Origin of the sequence: Pseudomonas sp. R2-7-07, assembly GCF_003852355.1 — a bacterium.
GTDB lineage: Bacteria > Pseudomonadota > Gammaproteobacteria > Pseudomonadales > Pseudomonadaceae > Aquipseudomonas.
The window spans coordinates 5,610,447-5,626,069 of record NZ_CP027759.1; the positions used below are offsets into that span (position 1 = coordinate 5,610,447).

A 15,623-nucleotide genomic window follows, 5' to 3' on the forward strand; every position below is an offset into this window, starting at 1 on the left:
GGCCTGGATTCTGCCGTAAAACCGCCCGCACAGACAGCTCCGTCGGACCGTTGTATCCTGCGTCAAATTTTCCAAACAGGGAGGCCCCCATGACCGCCAGCGCCCGGCACACCGCGTCCTACTACGCCGCCAGCAGCGTGCCGCACCCCGATTACCCGGCGTTGACGGGCGAGGTGCGCGCCGATGTCTGCGTGATTGGCGGGGGGTATTCCGGGCTCAATACCGCCCTGGAACTGGCCGAGCGCGGCTTCAGCGTGGTGCTGCTGGAAGCGCGCAAAATCGGCTGGGGCGCCAGCGGGCGTAACGGCGGGCAACTGATTCGCGGCGTCGGCCATGGCCTTGACCAGTTCGCCAATGTGATCGGCACCGACGGCGTGCGCCAGATGAAACTGATGGGCCTGGAAGCGGTGGAGATCGTGCGCGAGCGTGTCGAACGCTTCCAGATCCCCTGCGACCTGACTTGGGGCTACTGCGACCTGGCCAACAAACCCCGCGACCTGCAGGGCCTCGCCGCAGACGCCGAAGAGCTGCGCAGCCTGGGTTATCGCCATCCAGTGCGCCTGCTGCAAGCCAGCGAAATGGCCAGCGTGATTGGCTCCGACCGCTATGTGGGCGGAATGATCGACATGGGCTCCGGACATTTGCATCCGCTGAACCTCGCCCTGGGTGAAGCCGGCGCGGCGCAGCAGCTGGGCGTGAAGGTATTCGAGCAGTCGCAAGTGACGCGCATCGACTACGGCTCGCAGGTCAAGGTGCACACCGCCCAGGGCCAGGTACAGGCCAACACTCTGGTGCTGGCCTGTAACGCCTACCTCAACGACCTCAACCCACACTTGAGCGGCAAGATATTGCCCGCAGGCAGCTACATCATCGCCTCCGAGCCCTTGAGTGAAGCGCAAGCCGCCCGCCTGTTGCCGCAAAACATGGCGGTGTGTGACCAGCGGGTAACGGTGGACTATTTCCGCCTGTCCGCCGACCGCCGCCTGTTGTTCGGCGGCGCCTGCCACTATTCCGGGCGCGACCCGAAAGACATCGGCGCCTACATGCGGCCAAAGATGCTGCAGGTATTCCCGGAATTGGCCGATGTGAAGATCGACTACCAATGGGGCGGCATGATCGGCATCGGCGCCAACCGGTTGCCGCAGATCGGACGCCTGGCGGATCAACCCAATGTGTATTACGCCCAGGCCTATGCCGGCCATGGCCTCAACGCCACACACCTGGCGGGCAGGTTGCTGGCCGAAGCCATCAGCGGCCAGCAGCAAGGGCGCTTCGACCTGTTCGCCCAGGTGCCGCACATGACTTTCCCTGGCGGCAAATACCTGCGCTCGCCGCTGCTGGCCCTGGGGATGCTCTGGCACCGCCTCAAGGAACTGGCCTGATCAATCGCGCCAGAACGGTTTCAAGCCTTCATGGCGCGCCTGTTCTGCCGTCAGGCCCACGTCGCGCAACTGCTCGCGGGTCAGCGTCAGCAACGCCTTGCGGGTATGACGGCGGCGCCAGAACAGGCTCCAGCGATTGTCGGCAGGCATAGACAACGTCCGCTCCTGCGCTGCTTCCAGTTCCTGGCCATGTAATGCCAGCCGTACATCGCTCATGCCGTTCATGTTCCCGTCCCTCGTTAGCTTGCTGCCTTGAGTGACTAGAATGAGCGCACGGGCAAAACCAATACAGATTCAACCTACCTTTATTAAATCCATACAGATGCTGCTATGAACGGCTGAATCCTGTATTTTCCTCCTATCTGTATTGGTCTCCTGGGAGTGACCGCCGTGACCCTGTACGTCAACCTCGCTGAATTGCTGGGTACCCGCATCGAACAAGGCTTCTACCGCCCCGGCGACCGACTGCCCTCCGTGCGGGCCTTGAGCGTGGAGCATGGGGTCAGTCTGAGCACCGTGCAGCAAGCCTATCGATTGCTGGAGGACAACGGCCTGGCGATGCCCAAGCCCAAGTCCGGCTATTTTGTACCGGTGGGCCGTGAACTGCCGGCGCTGCCCGAGGTAGGTCGCCCCGCCCAGAGGCCGGTGGAAATTTCCCAGTGGGACCAGGTGCTGGAGTTGATCCGTGCCGTGCCGCGCAAGGACGTCATACAGTTGGGCCGTGGCATGCCGGATGTATTGTCGCCGACTATCAAGCCATTGCTTCGCAGCCTGGCCCGCGTCAGTCGCCGCCAGGATCTGCCGGGACTGTATTACGACAACATCCTTGGCTGTATGGAATTGCGCGAGCAGATTGCGCGACTGTCATTGGATTCCGGTTGCCAACTGACTGCCGAAGACATCGTCATTACCACAGGCTGCCACGAGGCCCTTTCCACCAGCATCCGCGCCATTTGTGCGCCCGGCGATATCGTTGCGGTGGATTCACCGAGTTTTCACGGCGCCATGCAGACCCTCAAGGGCCTGGGCATGAAAGCCTTGGAAATCCCCACCGACCCGATCACCGGCATCAGCCTTGAAGCCCTGGAACTGGCGCTGGAACAGTGGCCGATCAAAATCATCCAGCTCACCCCCAACTGCAACAACCCCTTGGGCTACATCATGCCGGAGGCGCGCAAGCGCGCACTGCTGACCCTGGCCCAGCGCTTTGACGTGGCGATCATCGAAGACGATGTGTATGGCGAACTGGCCTACAGCTACCCGCGCCCGCGCACGATCAAATCCTTCGACGAGGACGGCCGGGTGCTGTTGTGCAGCTCGTTTTCCAAAACCCTGGCGCCTGGGCTGCGCATTGGCTGGGTCGCGCCGGGGCGCTACCTGGAACGGGTGCTGCACATGAAATACATCAGCACGGGCTCTACCGCCACGCAGCCGCAGATTGCGATAGCCGAATTTCTCAAAGGCGGGCATTTCGAGCCTCATTTGCGCAGGATGCGTACGCAATACCAGCGCAATCGCGACCTGATGCTCGACTGGGTCAGCCGCTACTTCCCCGTCGGCACGCGCGCCAGCCGGCCTCAGGGTAGTTTCATGCTGTGGATAGAATTGCCGGAGGGCTTCGATACCCTGAAGCTCAACCGCGTGCTGGTGGAACAGGGCGTACAGGTGGCGGTAGGCAGCATTTTTTCTGCATCCGGCAAGTACCGTAATTGCCTGCGCATGAACTACGCTGCCAAACCGACCCCACAGATTGAAGAGGCCGTGCGCAAGGTCGGCGCCGCTGCGCGCACCCTGCTGGCCGAATCGGCGGACTGACCTTTTCCGAGCAATTGCCGTCATATGCCGACAACCGCCCTGACCTGGATGGCGCTTCCTTGATGACTCAACGGCTTTTATCGCTTTTCCTGTTGGGAGCGCTGGCACTGGCTGGCTGCGCGACGGCCCCCACACCGCGTGTGCCCAGTGATGCCCTGCCCGCGGCACAGTCTTCCTTCGGCCGCTCGATCCAGGCCCAGGCGGCGCCGTATCAGGGCCGTTCGGGCTTTCGTTTGCTGCCCAACAGCAGCGAAGCCTTCATGGCCCGCGCCGAGTTGATCCGCAACGCCCAGACCAGCCTCGACCTGCAGTACTACATCGTGCATGACGGCATCAGCACGCGCATGCTGGTGGATGAACTGCTCAAGGCCGCCGACCGCGGCGTGCGTGTGCGCATCCTGCTGGATGACACCACCAGCGACGGGCTCGACCAGATCATCGCGACCCTTGCCGCCCATCCCAAGATCGAAATTCGCCTGTTCAACCCGCTGCATCTGGGCCGCAGCACGGGCGTGACGCGCGCCATGGGGCGCCTGTTCAACCTGTCGCTGCAACACCGGCGCATGCATAACAAACTCTGGCTGGCAGACAACAGCGTCGCGATCGTGGGCGGGCGCAACCTGGGGGATGAATATTTCGACGCCGAACCCAACCTGAATTTCACCGATATCGACATGCTCAGCGTCGGGCCGGTGGCTGAGCAACTGGGCCACAGTTTCGATCAGTACTGGAACAGCGCGCTGAGCAAACCTATCGATGAGTTTGTCGCAACCATGCCCTCCAAGGTCGACCTGGCTGTCGCACGCGGACGCCTGGAGACGTCACTGGCCCAATCGCGCCAACAGAACCACGCCTTGTATAACCGCCTGCGCACCTACCAGACCCAGCCACGCATGGATATCTGGCGTCGCGAGTTGATCTGGGCCTGGAACCAGGCGCTGTGGGATGCGCCGAGCAAGGTGCTGGCCAAGGCCGACCCGGACCCGCAATTGCTGCTCACCACGCAACTGGCGCCGCAGTTGGCAGGCGTCAGCCGTGAGCTGATCATGATTTCGGCGTACTTCGTTCCGGGCCCGCCTGGGCTGGTGTACCTGACCGGCCGCGCCGACGCGGGCGTGTCGGTGAGTCTGCTGACCAATTCCCTCGAAGCCACTGATGTACCGGCGGTGCACGGCGGCTACGCACCCTATCGCAAGGCGCTGCTGGAGCATGGCGTGAAACTCTATGAACTGCGTCGACAACCGGGCGACCCCAGCGCAAGCAGCGGTCCGCACCTGTTTCGTCGAGGCAGCTTGCGCGGTTCCGACTCCAGCCTGCACAGCAAGGCGATGATTTTCGATCGGGAGAAGTCGTTTATCGGCTCGTTCAATTTCGATCCACGCTCAGTGCTATGGAACACCGAAGTCGGCGTGCTGGTGGACAGCCCGGAACTGGCGGAGCATGTGCGTAACCTGGCGCTGCAAGGTATGGCGCCGGCGTTGAGCTACGAGGCGAAGCTGCAGGACGGGCAGATCGTGTGGGTGACCGAAGATAACGGCCAGCTGCACACCCTGACCCGGGAACAGGGCAGTTGGTGGCGCCGGTTCAATGCCTGGTTCGCCACCAGCGTCGGCCTGGAGCGCATGCTCTAAAACGTGTGGGAGGGGGCTTGCTCCCGATTGCGGTGTATCAGTCACCAGATGCAGCGACTGACACTAAGCTATCGGGAGCAAGCCCCCTCCCACATTTGTTAGAGCTTGATCCAGGTCGCCTTCAGCTCGGTGTATTTGTCGAACGCATGTAGCGATTTATCGCGACCGTTACCCGACTGTTTGAAGCCACCGAACGGTGCGGTCATGTCGCCGCCATCGTACTGGTTGACCCACACACTGCCCGCACGCAGAGCCTTGGCGGTCAGATGGGCCTTGGAGATATCCGCCGTCCACACCGCTGCGGCCAGGCCATATTGGGTGTCGTTGGCGATGGCGATGGCTTCTTCGGCGCTGTCGAACGTGATCACCGACAGGACCGGGCCGAAGATCTCTTCCTGGGCAATCTTCATGGCGTTGGTCACGCCGTCGAAAATGGTCGGCTCGACGTAAGTGCCACCGGTTTCTTCCAGGGTGCGCTTGCCACCGGCGACCAGCTTGGCGCCATCGGCATGGCCCGATTCGATGTACGACAGCACGTTGTTCATCTGCTGGGTGTCCACCAGCGCGCCCACGTTGGTGGCAGGGTCCAGTGGGTTACCTGGCTTCCACACCTTGAGCGCCTCGATCACCAGCGGCAGGAAAGTGTCCTTGATCGAACGTTCCACCAGCAGGCGCGAACCGGCGGTGCAGACTTCGCCCTGGTTGAAAGCAATGGCACTGGCGGCGGACTCGGCGGCGGTTTGCAGGTTCGGCGCATCGGCAAACACGATGTTCGGGCTCTTGCCGCCGGCTTCCAGCCACACGCGCTTCATGTTCGATTCGCCGGAACGGATCAACAGCTGCTTGGCGATTTTGGTGGAACCGGTAAACACCAGGGTATCCACGTCCATGTGCACCGCCAGCGCGTTACCCACGGTGTGGCCGTAGCCTGGCAGCACGTTGAACACGCCTTTTGGAATGCCGGCTTCAACGGCCAGGGCAGCGATGCGGATGGCGGTCAGCGGAGACTTTTCGGACGGCTTGAGGATGACCGAGTTACCGGTCGACAGCGCCGGGCCGAGTTTCCAGCAGGCCATCATCAGCGGGAAGTTCCACGGCACGATCGCACCGACCACGCCCACGGGCTCACGGGTCACCAGACCCAGTTGGTCATGGGGAGTGGCCGCCACTTCATCGTAGATCTTGTCGATGGCCTCGCCGCTCCAGCTCAGCGCCTGCGCCGCGCCGGGTACGTCGATGTTCAGGGAGTCGCTGATCGGCTTGCCCATGTCCAGGGTTTCAAGCAGGGCCAGCTCTTCGGCATTGGCCTTGAGCAGCGCAGCGAAACGGATCATGACGGACTTGCGCTTGGCCGGCGCCAGGCGCGACCAGACACCGGAATTGAAGGTGGCACGGGCATTTTCCACGGCGCGCTGGGCGTCGGCGGCGTCACAGCTGGCTACGGTGGCGAGCAAACGGCCATCGACCGGGCTGATGCACTCGAAGGTGTCACCGGAAGCGGCGGCGGTGTATTCGCCATTGATGTAGGCGCGGCCTTCGATCTTCAGGTCCTTGGCGCGTTGTTCCCAGTCGGCACGGGTCAGGGTGGTCATGCAAGTGTCCTCCTCTTATTTGGATACAAGGGCCTGGGAGATTTGATCCCGGCGCCTCCACGAATTCTTGCCTGGCCAGCCTGCTGTTCGGCTCAAGGCACTTGCCACCCTAAACCAGCGACTGGGGAAGTTTCAATATATTTGACATAACGGCGGAAAACGCCCTTGCGATGTTCATTTTAATAAACATAGACTTTGAGCTTTCCAACCGCAGGCCCGACGGGATAAGCCCATGAGCATCCAGGACATCGTTGATTTCAGCCAAGCCAACACCGCCCCCGAACGCTATCGCCCTGCCGCCGAAAAAATCCTCAAGGGCGATCCCGAACAGACGATCTACAACCACTACAACAGCCCATGCGGACAAATGAACGCAGGCGTCTGGGAAGGCGAAGTCGGGCAGTGGACAGTCAATTACACCGAACATGAATACTGCGAGATCGTGCAGGGGGTGTCCGTACTGCGCGATGCCGAGGGAAATGCCAAAACCTTGCGCGCCGGCGACCGCTTCGTGATCCCGGCCGGCTTCAGCGGCACCTGGGAAGTACTGCAAGCGTGCCGCAAGATCTATGTGGTGTTCGAACAGAAAGCCTGATCAGTGAACAGCGGGACGCGGAGCGTCCGAGGCGGCGTTACCACGCAGAGCGTGGGAACGATCATCGCAGGCAAAAAAAAGCCCGTATCGTGAGATACGGGCTTTTTTTCACAAGGAAGGAAATCAATTACTTGATTTTGCCTTCTTTGTAGATCACGTGCTTGCGAACGCGCGGGTCGAACATTTTCTTTTCGAGCTTGTCCGGGGTAGTACGCTTGTTCTTGTCGGTAGTGTAGAAGTGACCAGTACCGGCGCTAGAGATCATTCGAATCAATTCACGCATGATAGAGCTCCTTAGATCTTGCCGGCGGCGCGGATTTCGGCCAGCACGACAGTGATGCCACGCTTGTCGATGATACGCATGCCTTTGGCAGATACACGCAGGCGAACAAAACGTTTCTCTTCTTCAACCCAGAAGCGGTGATGCTGCAGGTTCGGCAGGAAACGACGACGGGTTTTGTTATTTGCGTGGGAAATGTTATTCCCAGTCACCGGACCCTTACCGGTAACTTGACAGACTCTCGACATGCCTCAGCCCTCTAAAACCACATGCCCAACCCGGCATGGGTTGGCCGCTTAATCTCTCAGTCATTTGGCGCCAGGCGCCGCGTTTCTTTAGGGTCTTACCGGCTACACCTACAAGCGAAGGAACCGGGCCCCTAGAAAAGAGCGCTGCTTTATACCAGAAAGACCCAGGTGCAACAACAGCGAGTGTGTTTTTACCTGGGTAAATCTCGGCTATTGGCGCCTGAACCGTTGCCAGGAGGGGCCGCTACAACAGCCGACCGCTCGTCGCACAGAATGATTTTCAGCGCCCGCAAGTACTCGGACCTGCAAGGTGAAACGCGCTGAGGCGCCATCAAAACAGCATTTGAGCCAAAAGCACAGGCAAAAATAGGCTAGTCATTTAACCAACAGGCCACTACGGTAGGCCTTTTCCAGACTGCACTTGCAGATGGGCCTTCGATTTGCACAGGAAACCTAATATGCGCCTCGCTGCCCTACCGCTATTGCTAGCCCCCCTCTTGATCGCGCCGACGATGGCCGTTGCCGCCACCAATCTGAGCGTTTGCACCGAGGCCAGCCCCGAAGGGTTCGACGTGGTGCAGTACAACTCGTTGACCACCACCAACGCCTCGGCGGATGTGCTGATGAACCGTCTGGTGGACTACGACGCAACCGGCGCAAAACTGGTGCCGAGTCTGGCGGACAGTTGGGACGTCTCGCCAGACGGCCTGACGTACACCTTCAAGCTGCACCCGAACGTGAAATTCCATCGCACCGAGTATTTCACCCCGAGCCGTACCCTGACCGCCGAAGATGTGCGCTTCAGCTTCGAACGCATGCTCGACCCAGCCAACCCGTGGCACAAGATCGCCCAGAGCGGCTTTCCTCACGCGCAATCCCTGCAATTGCCCACGCTGATCAAGAAGATCGACGCACTCGACCCGCTGACCGTGCGCTTCACCCTCGATCACGCCGATTCCACGTTTCTTGCCGCATTGAGCATGGGCTTTGCCTCGATCTACCCGGCCGAATATGCCGAAAAACTGCTCAAGGCCGGCACCCCGGAAAAACTCAACAGCCAGCCCATTGGTACCGGGCCCTTCGTTTTTGTGCGATTCCAGAAGGATGCGGTGGTGCGCTACAAGGCCAACCCGGACTACTTCGCCGGCAAACCGACGGTGGACAACCTGATCTTCGCGATCACGCCGGATGCCAATGTGCGCCTGCAGAAACTGCATCGCGATGAATGCCAGATCGCCCTGTCGCCCAAACCCCTGGATGTGGGCGAGGCCGAAAAAGACCCGGCCCTGAAGGTGGAAAAAACCGCAGCCTTCATGACCGCGTTCGTCGCCATCAACAGCCAGCATCCGCCGCTGGACAAGCCCGAAGTACGCCAGGCGATCAACCTGGCCTTCGACAAAGGCAGCTACCTCAAGGCCGTATTCGAAGGCACCGCCGAAGCGGCCAACGGTGTTTACCCACCCAATACCTGGAGCTACGCCAAAGAGCTGTCGGGTTACCCACAGGACCTGGCCAAAGCCAAGGCGCTGCTCAACCGCGCCGGCCTCAAGGATGGCTTCAAGACCACTATCTGGACCCGCCCGACCGGCAGCCTGTTGAACCCCAACCCAAATCTTGGCGCTCAACTGTTGCAGGCCGACCTGGCCAAGGTCGGCATCCAGGCCGACATCCGTGTGATCGAATGGGGCGAGTTGATTCGCCGCGCCAAAGCCGGCGAGCATGACCTGCTCTTCATGGGCTGGGCCGGTGACAATGGCGACCCGGATAACTTCCTCACCCCGCAATTTTCCTGCGCGGCAGTCAAGTCCGGCACCAACTTCGCCCGCTACTGCGACCCTGCGCTGGACAAGCTGATCAGCGCTGGCAAGACCACCAGCGAACAAGGCGTGCGCAGCAAGCTTTACCAGCAGGCGCAGGCGCAGATCCAGCAGCAGGCCCTGTGGCTGCCCTTGGCGCACCCCATGGCGTTTGCCCTGACACGCAAAAATGTCGACGGCTACCAGGTGAGTCCGTTTGGTCGCCAGGATTATTCCAAAGTCAGCGTCAAGCCTTAAGCTGCAAGCTGCAAGCTGCAAGCCGATTTGTGGCTTGCAGCTGCCCCTCTACATCCATCCATATTCCGCCATCGACAATGGATCACCATCACCCACGATGATGTGATCCAGCACCCGCACGTCCACCATTTCCAGGGCCTTCTGGAGAATTTTGGTCAACTTTCGATCAGCGGCGCTTGGATCCGCGCTTCCCGAAGGATGGTTGTGGCACAGGATCAATGCCGCCGCGTTGTACGCCAGCGCGCGCATGACCACTTGCCGGGGATAGACCACAGCGGTATCGATAGTGCCCTGGGACAGCGCTTCGAAACCCAGCACCCGATGTTTGGAGTCGAGAAACAGGCAGCCAAACACCTCGTGAGTTTCATGACGCAGCAGCGCCTTGAGGTATTCGCGCACGGCCAGCGGACTCTCCAGCACCGAATCGTTGCGCAGGCGCTCGGCCATATGGCGCCGGGACATTTCCAGCACCGCCTGCAACTGGGCAAACTTCGCCGGCCCCAGGCCCAACTGCTGATTGAACAACGCCTGGCTGGCTTCCAGCAGCGGGCGCAGGCCACCGAATTGCGCCAATAAATGGCGCGCCAGGTCCACCGCACTCCTGCCAGACACTCCGGTGCGCAGGAAGATCGCCAGCAATTCGGCATCGGACAGACTGGCCGCGCCCCACTCCAAAAGCTTCTCTCGCGGCCGCTCGGCAGCAGGCCAATCGCGAATACTCATCCCACCTCCTCTCCATGATGTACGCCGCATGCGCCGCTGTTGCCAGACGGACGCTGTGTTATCGTAGGCCCTCTTTTTTGCATGCGATTTCACCTGGGGAGGGGTCATCGCAGGCGTCACTGAACTGGCTTCACTGAACTGGAAAGGCAAACCAATGCAGCGTCTGTATCGGAAACGCATCGTTCTCGGCGTCGGCGGCGGCATTGCCGCCTACAAGAGCGCAGAGCTGGTTCGCAGGCTCCTGGACCAAGGCGCCGAAGTGCGCGTGGTCATGACCCGTGGTGGCAGTGAGTTCATCACCCCGCTGACCATGCAGGCCTTGTCCGGCCACCCGGTTCACCTGGACCTGCTGGACCCGGCGGCCGAAGCCGCCATGGGCCATATCGAACTGGCCAAATGGGCCGACCTTGTACTGATCGCGCCGGCCACCGCCGACCTGATCGCGCGCCTGGCCCAGGGCATCGCCGATGACCTGCTGACCACCCTGGTACTGGCCACCGACGCCACCGTCGCCATCGCCCCGGCGATGAACCAGGCCATGTGGCGCGACCCGGCCACCCAGGCCAACACCCAGCTTTTGCAAAGCCGTGGCCTCAAGGTCTTCGGCCCGGCGTCCGGCAGCCAGGCCTGCGGCGACGTCGGCATGGGCCGCATGCTCGAGGCCACCGACCTGGCGCTGTGCGCTGCCGAGTGCTTCCAGCACCTGGCCCTGACCGGCAAACATGTACTGATCACCGCTGGCCCGACCCAGGAAAACATCGACCCAGTGCGCTACATCACCAACCATAGCTCAGGAAAAATGGGCTTTGCCCTGGCTGAAGCTGCGGTTGAGGCAGGCGCACGTGTCACCCTGATCACCGGCCCGGTGCATCTGCCGACGCCTGATCGGGTGACGCGAATCGACGTAGTCAGCGCCCGGGACATGCTGGCGGCCTGTGAGGCTGCCATTCCGTGCGACCTGTTCATCGCCTCGGCAGCGGTTGCAGACTACCGACCGGAAGTCGTTGCGCCGCAAAAGCTCAAGAAAGACCCTACAAGCGGTGATGGCCTGCTCCTGCAAATGGTGCGCAACCCGGACATCCTGGCCACCATCGCCACCCGTTCGGATCGTCCGTTCAGCGTCGGTTTTGCCGCCGAGACCGAACATTTACTGGACTACGCCGCACGCAAATTGAAAGACAAAAACCTCGATCTGATCGTTGCCAATGATGTCGCCAACCCGAGCATCGGCTTCAACAGCGAGGAAAATGCCATCAGCGTGATCGACCGCGAGTTGCACGCCACCGTTTTCGCCCAGACCAGCAAGGGCAAGATTGCCCGCCAACTGATCTCTTTTATCGCCCAACGGCTGAACCAGGTTTAATATCCATGCACGCTTTGCAAGCCAAGATCCTCGACCCCCGCATCGGTAGCGAATTTCCACTGCCGGCCTACGCTACCCCAGGCTCCGCTGGCCTGGACCTGCGCGCCATGCTCAAGCAAGACACTGTCCTCGATCCGGGCCAGACCCTTCTGATCCCCACCGGCCTGTCGATCTACGTCGGCGACCCGGGCCTGGCAGCCCTGATCCTGCCGCGCTCCGGCCTGGGCCACAAACACGGCATCGTGCTGGGCAATCTGGTGGGCCTGATCGACTCCGACTACCAGGGCGAGTTGATGGTGTCGTGCTGGAACCGCGGCCAGACCGCGTTCAACATTGCTGTCGGCGAGCGTATTGCCCAACTGGTGCTGGTGCCGGTGGTACAGGCACATTTCGAACTGGTGCAGGAATTCGACGAAACCCAGCGTGGCGCCGGCGGTTTCGGGCATTCCGGCAGCCACTGACTAAGCTGAACCTGGCCGGATGCGATTGTCCGGCCAGACGCCACCGCCCGGCTTTTCAGGATGAAGAATACGCACACGGCATCAGCGATTTTTCTACAATAAAATCAAAGGATTACGTACAAATAAGCACGCCGCCGAAGCGCCGATGGCACTTTTACACCACGAACTCTCTGCCGAAAACGCCGTCATACCCTTCAGTTTGAGCCTGCCGGCCAGCCACACCAGGCCAGCCTTGCCCCCTTTCAGATGGAGTTCTTCCCGCGATGAGTACCGCAGCCCGTGTAGCCCCGACTTTTCCCGACAGCATCTTTCGTGCCTACGACATTCGTGGCGTGGTGCCCAAAACCCTGACCGCCGAAACCGCCTACTGGATCGGCCGCGCCATCGGTGCGCAGAGCCTGGCCCAGGGCGAGCCAAATGTTTCGGTGGGCCGTGACGGCCGCCTGTCCGGCCCGGAGCTGGTGGAGCAACTGATCCAGGGCTTGGCAGACAGCGGTTGCCATGTCAGCGACGTCGGGCTGGTGCCCACGCCTGCGTTGTACTACGCCGCCAACGTGCTGGCCGGTAAATCCGGCGTCATGCTTACCGGCAGCCACAACCCGTCGGACTACAACGGTTTCAAGATCGTGATCGCCGGCGATACCCTCGCCAACGAACAGATCCAGGCCCTGCACACGCGCCTGAAAACCAACGATCTGACCAGCGGCACCGGCAGTATTACCAAGGTCGATATCCTGCAGCGCTACTCTGACGAAATCACCCGCGACGTCAAGCTCGACCGCCGCCTGAAAGTGGTGGTGGACTGCGGCAACGGCGCGGCTGGCGTGATCGCACCGCAATTGCTCGAAGCCCTGAACTGTGAAGTGATCCCGCTGTTCTGCGACGTCGACGGCAACTTCCCCAACCATCACCCGGACCCAGGCAAGCCTGAAAACCTGGTGGACCTGATCGCCAAGGTCAAGGAAGTGGGCGCCGACGTGGGCCTGGCCTTCGACGGCGACGGCGACCGTGTAGGGGTGGTGACCGAAACCGGCGAGATCGTGTACCCGGACCGCCTGTTGATGCTGTTTGCCCGTGACGTGGTGGCGCGCAATGCCAACGCCGAAATCATCTTCGACGTTAAGTGCACCCGCCGCCTCACGCCGCTGATCAAGGAATACGGCGGTCGTCCGCTGATGTGGAAGACCGGACATTCGTTGATCAAAAAGAAAATGAAGGAAACCGGCGCCTTGCTGGCCGGCGAAATGAGCGGTCACGTGTTCTTCAAGGAGCGCTGGTTCGGTTTCGACGACGGCATTTACAGCGCTGCGCGCCTGCTGGAGATCCTCAGCAAGGAAAAATCCACGGCGCAAGAGCTGTTTCAGACTTTCCCCAACGATATTTCTACGCCAGAGATCAATATCCATGTGACCGAGGAGAGCAAATTCAGCATCATTGACGCACTGCACGATGCGCAATGGGGTGAAGGCGCCAACCTGACCACCATTGATGGTGTGCGAGTCGATTACGCCAAAGGCTGGGGCCTGGTTCGCGCGTCCAACACCACGCCGGTGCTGGTGCTGCGCTTCGAGGCGGATACCGAGGCTGAGTTGCAGCGCATCAAGGACGTCTTCCACGTCCAGTTGAAACGTGTTGCCCCTGATCTCCAATTACCGTTCTGATTTTTTACCGGAGCCCTGAATGACCCTCGAACGCGAAGCCGCTGCCAACACCGCCAAGGTCCTGTCCGAAGCGTTGCCTTACATTCGACGCTACGTCGGCAAGACGCTGGTGATCAAGTACGGCGGCAATGCCATGGAAAGCGACGAGCTGAAAACCGGCTTTGCCCGCGACATCGTGATGATGAAAGCCGTGGGGATCAACCCGGTTGTCGTCCACGGTGGTGGACCGCAAATCGGCGACCTGCTCAAGCGCTTGTCGATCGAGAGTCACTTCATCGATGGCATGCGCGTCACTGACGCGCAGACCATGGACGTGGTGGAGATGGTGCTCGGTGGCCAGGTCAACAAAGACATCGTCAACCTAATCAACCGCCACGGCGGCAGCGCCATCGGCCTGACCGGCAAGGATGCGGAACTGATCCGCGCGAAAAAACTGACCGTGACCCGTCAGACCCCGGAGATGACCCAGCCGGAAATCATCGACATCGGCCAGGTGGGCGAAGTGATCGGCATCAACACCGATCTGCTCAACCTGCTGGTCAAGGGTGACTTCATCCCGGTGATCGCGCCCATCGGCGTGGGCGTCAACGGCGAGTCCTATAACATCAACGCCGACCTGGTAGCGGGCAAGGTGGCAGAGGCACTGAAAGCTGAAAAGCTGATGCTGCTGACCAACATCGCCGGCCTGATGGACAAGCAAGGCAAGGTGTTGACCGGCCTGACTACGCAACAAGTCGACGAACTGATCGCCGATGGCACCATCTATGGCGGCATGCTGCCGAAAATCCGCTGCGCGCTGGAAGCTGTACAGGGCGGCGTCGGCAGCTCGCTGATCCTCGACGGCCGGGTGCCAAATGCGATCCTGCTGGAAATCTTCACCGATACCGGTGTGGGTACATTGATCAGCAATCGCAAACGTTCTTAGGTTTCAGAAAACAAAAAGGCCCCGCTCAATCTGATTGAGCGGGGCTTTTTTGCATAGATCTTGAAAACATCGAAGATCAAATGTGGGAGGGGGCTTGCCCCCGATAGCGGTGGGTCAGTGCTGAATTAATCAACTGATACACCGCCATCGGGAGCAAGCCCCCTCCCACATGAGCCCTCACCTGCATGAAGATCTGTGTCAGACGCCAAACTGCTCGCGATACGCCCGCACCGCCGGCAAGTGCTGCTTAAGCTGCGGATCATCTTCCAGGAACTGCAACACCTGGTTCAACGACACAATGCTCACCACCGGAATGCCGAAATCACGCTCCACTTCCTGGATCGCCGACAACTCGCCGTTGCCACGCTCCTGGCGGTTCAGTGCGATCAGCACACCCGCCGCCTTGGCGCCGTCCTGGGAAGCGATGATCTGCATCACTTCACGGATAGCCGTACCGGCCGTAATCACGTCATCGATGATCAATACATCGCCGGTCAGCGGCGCACCCACCAGGCTGCCGCCTTCGCCGTGGGCCTTGGCTTCCTTGCGGTTGAAGCACCACGGCAGGTCCTGCCCATGATGTTCCGCCAGCGCCACCGCAGTAGCCGCAGCCAGGGGAATGCCCTTGTAGGCCGGGCCAAACAGTACGTCGAAGGAAATACCGCTTTCAACAATGGCCGCCGCGTAGAAACGCCCCAGTTGAGCCAGGGCCGAACCCGAGTTGAACAGGCCAGCATTGAAGAAATACGGACTGGTGCGCCCGGATTTGAGGGTGAACTCACCGAAGCGCAAAACCCCGCGATCGATGGCAAAACGAATGAAATCGCGTTGATACGCCTGCATGAAAAAAGCCTCAGATACCACGGATTTAGCTAATTAGGTAGACGGCGTGT

The 15,623-nt window shown here is 60.7% G+C and carries 14 protein-coding genes and 1 pseudogene; 9 read left to right on the forward strand and 6 right to left on the reverse strand.

Translation table 11 applies throughout. The features are described from left to right. The first annotated feature begins 89 nt into the window (after window positions 1-89). Entirely contained in the window at window positions 90-1,382 is a 1,293-nt protein-coding gene (locus C4J86_RS25920) for an FAD-binding oxidoreductase (RefSeq protein WP_124372276.1), read from the forward strand. On the opposite strand, the gene C4J86_RS25925 is transcribed toward C4J86_RS25920, so the two are convergent. Further along, complete coding sequence (locus C4J86_RS25925; RefSeq protein ID WP_124368811.1) at window positions 1,383-1,607, reverse strand: DUF1127 domain-containing protein; 225 nt, start codon at window positions 1,605-1,607, stop codon at window positions 1,383-1,385. A 165-nt stretch (window positions 1,608-1,772) separates the two neighbouring features. Between C4J86_RS25925 and C4J86_RS25930 the strand changes: the two genes are divergently transcribed. Both C4J86_RS25930 and C4J86_RS25935 read left to right on the forward strand, forming a co-directional pair. Further along, the gene (locus C4J86_RS25930; protein WP_124372277.1) at window positions 1,773-3,197 is read left to right on the forward strand and encodes a PLP-dependent aminotransferase family protein; all 1,425 of its coding nucleotides are present in this window, start codon (window positions 1,773-1,775) and stop codon (window positions 3,195-3,197) included. A gap of 62 nt (window positions 3,198-3,259) precedes the next feature. Then, window positions 3,260-4,828 carry a phospholipase D family protein gene (locus C4J86_RS25935; protein ID WP_124372278.1) on the forward strand — a complete coding sequence of 523 codons (1,569 nt, stop codon included), beginning with the start codon at window positions 3,260-3,262 and terminating at the stop codon, window positions 4,826-4,828. Between the two features lie 98 nt (window positions 4,829-4,926). Here C4J86_RS25935 and C4J86_RS25945 read toward each other — a convergent pair whose 3' ends face one another. After that, window positions 4,927-6,420: an aldehyde dehydrogenase gene (locus tag C4J86_RS25945; RefSeq protein ID WP_124372279.1), complete on the reverse strand. Its 1,494-nt coding sequence runs from the start codon at window positions 6,418-6,420 to the stop codon at window positions 4,927-4,929. 232 nt (window positions 6,421-6,652) lie between these two features. On the opposite strand from C4J86_RS25945, the gene C4J86_RS25950 reads away from it, so the two are divergent. Further along, window positions 6,653-7,015 carry a cupin domain-containing protein gene (locus C4J86_RS25950; RefSeq protein WP_124372280.1) on the forward strand — a complete coding sequence of 121 codons (363 nt, stop codon included), beginning with the start codon at window positions 6,653-6,655 and terminating at the stop codon, window positions 7,013-7,015. A gap of 127 nt (window positions 7,016-7,142) precedes the next feature. On the opposite strand, the gene rpmG is transcribed toward C4J86_RS25950, so the two are convergent. Beyond that, the gene (gene rpmG / locus C4J86_RS25955) at window positions 7,143-7,298 is read right to left on the reverse strand and encodes a 50S ribosomal protein L33 (RefSeq protein WP_003176906.1); all 156 of its coding nucleotides are present in this window, start codon (window positions 7,296-7,298) and stop codon (window positions 7,143-7,145) included. Between the two features lie 11 nt (window positions 7,299-7,309). Continuing rightward, the gene (rpmB, locus tag C4J86_RS25960) at window positions 7,310-7,543 is read right to left on the reverse strand and encodes a 50S ribosomal protein L28 (protein WP_003176907.1); all 234 of its coding nucleotides are present in this window, start codon (window positions 7,541-7,543) and stop codon (window positions 7,310-7,312) included. A 458-nt stretch (window positions 7,544-8,001) separates the two neighbouring features. On the opposite strand from rpmB, the gene C4J86_RS25965 reads away from it, so the two are divergent. Continuing rightward, window positions 8,002-9,597, forward strand: coding sequence for an ABC transporter substrate-binding protein (locus tag C4J86_RS25965; protein WP_124372281.1), 1,596 nt, complete (start codon window positions 8,002-8,004; stop codon window positions 9,595-9,597). 48 nt (window positions 9,598-9,645) lie between these two features. Here the strand turns inward: C4J86_RS25965 and radC are convergent, their stop codons facing one another. Further along, window positions 9,646-10,320: a DNA repair protein RadC gene (gene radC, locus C4J86_RS25970; RefSeq protein WP_124372282.1), complete on the reverse strand. Its 675-nt coding sequence runs from the start codon at window positions 10,318-10,320 to the stop codon at window positions 9,646-9,648. Window positions 10,321-10,474: 154 nt separating this feature from the next. Here radC and coaBC point away from each other — a divergent pair, with 154 nt between their 5' ends. From coaBC to argB, 4 genes and pseudogenes are all read left to right on the forward strand, one after another. Beyond that, window positions 10,475-11,683: a bifunctional phosphopantothenoylcysteine decarboxylase/phosphopantothenate--cysteine ligase CoaBC gene (coaBC, locus tag C4J86_RS25975; RefSeq protein WP_124372283.1), complete on the forward strand. Its 1,209-nt coding sequence runs from the start codon at window positions 10,475-10,477 to the stop codon at window positions 11,681-11,683. Window positions 11,684-11,688: 5 nt separating this feature from the next. Further along, the gene (gene dut, locus C4J86_RS25980) at window positions 11,689-12,144 is read left to right on the forward strand and encodes a dUTP diphosphatase (RefSeq protein WP_124372284.1); all 456 of its coding nucleotides are present in this window, start codon (window positions 11,689-11,691) and stop codon (window positions 12,142-12,144) included. 257 nt (window positions 12,145-12,401) lie between these two features. Further along, window positions 12,402-13,805: pseudogene (locus C4J86_RS25990) on the forward strand (phosphomannomutase/phosphoglucomutase); the annotation flags it as partial. 19 nt (window positions 13,806-13,824) lie between these two features. Beyond that, window positions 13,825-14,730, forward strand: a complete 906-nt coding sequence (gene argB / locus C4J86_RS25995) for an acetylglutamate kinase (protein WP_124372285.1) — start codon at window positions 13,825-13,827, stop codon at window positions 14,728-14,730. A gap of 198 nt (window positions 14,731-14,928) precedes the next feature. Here the strand turns inward: argB and pyrE are convergent, their stop codons facing one another. Continuing rightward, on the reverse strand, window positions 14,929-15,573 hold the full coding sequence (pyrE, locus tag C4J86_RS26000) for an orotate phosphoribosyltransferase (protein WP_003195489.1): 645 nt from the start codon (window positions 15,571-15,573) through the stop codon (window positions 14,929-14,931). Window positions 15,574-15,623 lie beyond the last annotated feature (50 nt).

What these genes read in the sequence shown, in the direction of transcription:
- rpmB (WP_003176907.1), bottom strand. Translation starts at nt 7,543, where the DNA reads ATGTCGAGAGTCTGTCAAGTTACCGGTAAGGGTCCGGTGACTGGGAAT.
- rpmG (WP_003176906.1), bottom strand. Translation starts at nt 7,298, where the DNA reads ATGCGTGAATTGATTCGAATGATCTCTAGCGCCGGTACTGGTCACTTC.
- radC (WP_124372282.1), bottom strand. Translation starts at nt 10,320, where the DNA reads ATGAGTATTCGCGATTGGCCTGCTGCCGAGCGGCCGCGAGAGAAGCTT.
- C4J86_RS25935 (WP_124372278.1), top strand. Translation starts at nt 3,260, where the DNA reads ATGACTCAACGGCTTTTATCGCTTTTCCTGTTGGGAGCGCTGGCACTG.
- C4J86_RS25920 (WP_124372276.1), top strand. Translation starts at nt 90, where the DNA reads ATGACCGCCAGCGCCCGGCACACCGCGTCCTACTACGCCGCCAGCAGC.
- dut (WP_124372284.1), top strand. Translation starts at nt 11,689, where the DNA reads ATGCACGCTTTGCAAGCCAAGATCCTCGACCCCCGCATCGGTAGCGAA.
- C4J86_RS25950 (WP_124372280.1), top strand. Translation starts at nt 6,653, where the DNA reads ATGAGCATCCAGGACATCGTTGATTTCAGCCAAGCCAACACCGCCCCC.
- pyrE (WP_003195489.1), bottom strand. Translation starts at nt 15,573, where the DNA reads ATGCAGGCGTATCAACGCGATTTCATTCGTTTTGCCATCGATCGCGGG.
- argB (WP_124372285.1), top strand. Translation starts at nt 13,825, where the DNA reads ATGACCCTCGAACGCGAAGCCGCTGCCAACACCGCCAAGGTCCTGTCC.
- C4J86_RS25945 (WP_124372279.1), bottom strand. Translation starts at nt 6,420, where the DNA reads ATGACCACCCTGACCCGTGCCGACTGGGAACAACGCGCCAAGGACCTG.
- C4J86_RS25925 (WP_124368811.1), bottom strand. Translation starts at nt 1,607, where the DNA reads ATGAACGGCATGAGCGATGTACGGCTGGCATTACATGGCCAGGAACTG.
- C4J86_RS25965 (WP_124372281.1), top strand. Translation starts at nt 8,002, where the DNA reads ATGCGCCTCGCTGCCCTACCGCTATTGCTAGCCCCCCTCTTGATCGCG.
- coaBC (WP_124372283.1), top strand. Translation starts at nt 10,475, where the DNA reads ATGCAGCGTCTGTATCGGAAACGCATCGTTCTCGGCGTCGGCGGCGGC.